Here is a 3,006-nt window from a genome sequence, read left to right on the forward strand (position 1 = left end):
ACACCCGGCCGGAACGGTGATGAAAACCACTTGGCCACCTCCTTTCCGCCGGGAGGCGCACCCGTTTCCAGGTGCACCCTATCGGCCCTGGCCCCTTAGCTTTTTGCCGCCTTAGGTGAGCGGGCTCGGAGGTTTACCATTAATTTTCGCCGTCCGTTACCATTTTCCTACTGATGCGCAAAATTTCGTCCGGCAAGAAGTCTCATTTTAGCGCACGTCAAAACAAAAAGGGGAGGCACCCGTAACCTCCAGAGTCCCTCCCTCAGGTAAACCGCTGTTTAAAACGTTAGGGCCGGCGTTCGACCTTCATCCCGGCGACCGGGAAGAAATGCATCTCTTTCACTAAACCCTGCTGGATTTCGTCGCTCAGAATGAAGTCGATAAAAGCCTTGACTACCTTGTTAGGCTCGCCTTTGGTGTACATGTGGCCGAAAGACCAGAACGGGTACTTGCCTGCGGCGATATCTTTTTCAGTGGGTGCCGCCCCATCAATCTTGATCGCTTTTACCTTGTTGTCCAGATAGGCGAGGCCAAGGTAACTGACCGCCCCCGGCGTTTCGCTGACGATCTTGTGGACCGTACCGGAAGAGTCCTGCTCTATATCTCCTTGAGCCGGTTCTTTTCCGTCCATCAGGTACCGGGTGAACGTCGCCCGGGTGCCGGAGGCCTTAGGCCGGTTCACGATGAAGATCTTCTCGTCCTTCCCGCCGACCTCTTTCCAGTTGGTAATCTTCCTGGTGAAGATATCCTGGATCTGCTTCTTGGTAAGGTTTTCCACGCCTACATCCGGGTTAGCCACCACGGCGAAAGCCTGAATCACAATTTGGTGATCTTTTAGTGCGGCCGCGTCAAGCCCTTTCTTTTCCTCGGCAAAGATATCTGACATCCCGATATCACAAGCCCCCTGGCTCACCTGGCTGAGCCCGGTGCCGCTGCCGCCGCCTTGAACGGTAATCTGAACCCCAGGGTTCTTTTCCATAAACCGCTTCGCCGCCTCTTCGACCAGCGGCTGCAACGCTGTAGAACCAGCTACCACAATCGTCCCGGAAAGTTGTTCCCGCGCCGGCGTCTGACCGGCGGGCTGCTGCCCAGCCGGCTGTTTTTTGCCGCAGCCGCAAGCTATAAACGCAACCGCTAAAAGCCCTACAAGTAAAAATAGCAAGCCTTTCCGTCGCAAGAGAATCCCCCCTTACCAAAATGTTTTACCAGTTAAAGCCTTTTCGGGTTGGTTTTTCTAATCACCCCAAGAAGAGCACAAGGTTTTACCGAAAGGTCTCACCTCCTTATTTTGGTCCGTGACTTTTCTCGGGCGAGAATACCAATACTACCAAGGGCGCCTAATCGGAATGGTAATACGTTTTTGTTAAAGGAATATTACGTGAGCTTTAATTTTAGGTTAAATCCTCCCGCCCCGTTAGCGGTAAAACCAGCGTAAAAATGCTCCCTTTAGTAGATCGTGAGAAACTGCCGCCAGGAAGCCCTTTTGCTTTTCGAAGCCTTCTTCGAGACGGTTCAACATCTGGTTGAAGGCCTGCGCCAGCGCGTAGAGCTCATCCTGCGGCCCTTTTAACTCTACCCGCCGGGTCAGATCGCTTAAACCTATCGTGAGCATCACCTGGGTAAGCATTCGCACTGGCCGCAACGCTAAGTTAGTAAGCCCCCATCCCCTGCAGCAGCCAGTCCCGTACCAAGCAGCCCTAAGGTTAAGGAGAGGTGGAGCAGGGCAAAAAGGAAGCGGTATTCCTGCGAAAGTGGCCGGGCTACCTGCACCGAGGCTTGGGGCAGTTTTTCCCCAAGGAGTAGCACGTTTTGTCCGAAAAGCCGTTTTTCTACCGGTGGCCCCACGCAGACGGGGAGCGTCGCTTGCCCCAAAGACCGGGAACGTTGGAGCACGTTGCCTTCCGGACCTGTAATCTGGACCCAGAGCAGGGGGCTGCCGGCCGTTTGGGTCAGTTCCGGGTCTTCTAAATCCACTTTCTTCCTCCGCCTTCCCGGCCAATTGCTTGACGGTTGCCACAGCCACCTCTGCTTCTCGGGTAGCCTCGGCTACTAACAGGTGCCTCATCCCGAAGAAAACCGCGGTTAGCACCACCATTAAAATAAGCACTAGCGTCATGGTGTACCATGCCATCAACCGCCAGGTGATTTTCATCTCTTATTCCCCCCGCAGCACGTAGCCGACCCCGCGTACCGTGTGGATAAGTTTCCGCGGGTACGGGTCGTCTACTTTAGCCCACAGGTAGCGGATATAAACATCGACTATATTGGTATTGCCGAAGTAATCGAACCCCCAGACGCGGTTCAGGATCGTTTCGTGGTCCAAAACTGCACCCGCGTTAGCCGCAAGGTACCAAAGGAGATCAAACTTCCTCTTGGTCAAAGGTATCTGGTTTCCTCCCCGGATAACTGAATAAGTCCGCCGGCAAATCACGAGGTCGCCGACCCTTAAAACTTCGCTATCGGGGGTAGTCCCCTGCCGCCGCAGCCGCGCCCGCACCCGGGCCAGAAGCTCTAAGGTCCCAATCCTCCTCCAGCGCCCGGACCACCGCCGTGTGACCGTTGCCTACCGTTTCCACCGTGTACCCTTCGTGGTCTAGCTCTAGTTCCAAGAAGCGCGCCAGAGTCGGGTCATCTTCAACCACCAGGATCCTTGCTTTTTTCTCTTTTTCCACAGGCCCCACCCCTTACTACCCCGATTATAGCGCAGCAAGATTAAAAAACCTTAAAATCTCCGCCTGCTGGCCTCCACCTGGAATCATGGTTTCACGGAACTGGTTCCTTAAGCAACTTTTAATCTACTTCTAATTCCGGTTTAATGACGGATAGCGAGAATTAGGGTTAAGCTACAAGTGAACCGCAGCGGGGGAGGTGAAAATGAACAGGAAGCAGCAGAAAAAAACGGGCGGATTGCAAGTTTAAAAACTTTTTTCGAAGGGGGAATCAAATATGAAGTCACCGCGTAAAAAAGCGCTTAGTTACATAACCGTCGGCATGTTGACCATAGCA

General features: G+C 53.7%; 5 protein-coding genes and 1 riboswitch. All 5 genes read right to left on the minus strand.

Features of this window, described 5'->3' with window-relative positions; translation table 11 throughout:
* Positions 1-22: 22 nt before the first annotated feature.
* Positions 23-143: riboswitch (molybdenum cofactor riboswitch) on the minus strand.
* 143 nt (positions 144-286) lie between these two features.
* Positions 287-1,183: a phosphate ABC transporter substrate-binding protein gene (locus tag ACUVTA_RS09265; protein WP_445952655.1), complete on the minus strand. Its 897-nt coding sequence runs from the start codon at positions 1,181-1,183 to the stop codon at positions 287-289.
* Between the two features lie 231 nt (positions 1,184-1,414).
* Positions 1,415-1,633, minus strand: coding sequence for a HAMP domain-containing protein (locus ACUVTA_RS09270; protein ID WP_445952656.1), 219 nt, complete (start codon positions 1,631-1,633; stop codon positions 1,415-1,417).
* Positions 1,634-1,644: 11 nt separating this feature from the next.
* Positions 1,645-1,974: a hypothetical protein gene (locus tag ACUVTA_RS09275; protein ID WP_445952652.1), complete on the minus strand. Its 330-nt coding sequence runs from the start codon at positions 1,972-1,974 to the stop codon at positions 1,645-1,647.
* Positions 1,975-2,155: 181 nt separating this feature from the next.
* Entirely contained in the window at positions 2,156-2,380 is a 225-nt protein-coding gene (locus ACUVTA_RS09280; RefSeq protein WP_445952653.1) for a winged helix-turn-helix domain-containing protein, read from the minus strand.
* 76 nt (positions 2,381-2,456) lie between these two features.
* Entirely contained in the window at positions 2,457-2,672 is a 216-nt protein-coding gene (locus ACUVTA_RS09285; RefSeq protein ID WP_445952654.1) for a hypothetical protein, read from the minus strand.
* Between the last annotated feature and the right edge of the window lie 334 nt (positions 2,673-3,006).

The organism is Thermodesulfitimonas sp., from assembly GCF_052743955.1.